The 1,350-nt window shown below is 63.6% G+C and carries 1 protein-coding gene; it reads right to left on the reverse strand.

The genetic code is table 11. The features are described from left to right. On the reverse strand, positions 1-1,185 hold a 1,185-nt coding region (locus F8N85_RS34240; RefSeq protein ID WP_150807689.1), incomplete at its 3' end, for a DHA2 family efflux MFS transporter permease subunit. Positions 1,186-1,350 lie beyond the last annotated feature (165 nt).

The raw sequence follows: 1,350 nt of genomic DNA on the forward strand, positions 1-1,350 counted from the left end.
GCCGCTGCTGGCACTGGCGTCGTCAAGGTCAATCAGGGTCACGGTGTTCATGGCGGTGAACTGCAAGGAGTTGATCGCTCCCAATACAGCGAGCTGAAACAACAACAACCAGTAAGGTGTCTGCTCGCTGACCAGGCCCATGCTGGCCAGCATCAGGCCGAGCGCCAGGGTGTTGCCGGTGAGCACGATGCGATAGCCAAAGCGCTCGATCAGCGGTCGGGCGACGGATTTGGCGATCATCGCCGCCGCCGCCAGCGGCAGCATGCTCATTCCGGCCTGGGACGGTGAATAACCCAAGGCGATCTGCAGCAGCAACGGCACCAGGAACGGCAAGGCGCCGCTGCCCAGGCGGGCGAACAGATTGCCGAGAATGCCCACGGCAAAGGTCCGGGTCTTGAACAGCGAGGGCGCGAACAATGGATTATCGACGTGCCCGGCGCGCAGCCAGTACGCCGCGAGGCAGGCCATGCCGGCGAACAGCAGCAACATCACCCGCAGGTGCGGCAAATGCAGTTCGCCGAGACCTTCCATGGCGATGGTGATCAACACCATGGCCGCGCCGAACAGCACAAAACCCACGCCGTCGAAGCGGGTGCGCTCGCTGCCGCGCAGGTCGGGAATGAAGCGCCACACGGCATAACAACCGAGCACGCCGACCGGCAAGTTGATCAGGAAGATCCAGTGCCAGGTCAGGTACTGCACCATCCAGCCGCCCATGGTCGGGCCGAGCAGCGGACCGAGCAGGCCGGGGATGGTGATGAAACCCATGATTCGCACCAGTTCCGAGCGCGGGTAGGCCCGCAGCACCACCAGCCTGCCCACCGGCAGCATCAGCGCGCCGCCCAGACCTTGTACGACCCGAGCGCCGATCAGCATGCTCAAGGAGCTCGACAGCGCGCAGAGCAGCGAGCCGAAGCTGAACAGCAGAATCGCGCTGAAGAATATCTTTTTGGTGCCGAAGCGGTCGGCGATCCAGCCCGAGGCGGGAATCAGCAGGGCCACGGTGAGCATGTAGGCGATGATTACGCCTTGCATGCGCAGCGGGTCTTCCGCCAGATCCCGGGCCATGGCGGGTAGCGCCGTGTTGAGGATCGTCCCGTCGAGGGACTGCATGAAAAAGGCGATGGCCACCACCCAGGGCACCCAGTAGGCGGTTGTTGCGTCGAGAGCCGGGCGGTCGGGCATGGGACCTCTTGTGGGTGTGAGTCTATTGTTTTCGTGTGCGCCTTTGAAAAGATCGCAGCCTGCGGCAGCTCCTACAGCTCTTCAAGCCGCCGCTCGATAAATCGCCGCTCAGGCAGCTGTCGAGTCAGTTCGAGGGCACGCTGATAAGCCGCCCTCGCCTGCTCG

The organism is Pseudomonas fluorescens (assembly GCF_902497875.1).
Taxonomy (GTDB): domain Bacteria; phylum Pseudomonadota; class Gammaproteobacteria; order Pseudomonadales; family Pseudomonadaceae; genus Aquipseudomonas; species Aquipseudomonas fluorescens_BR.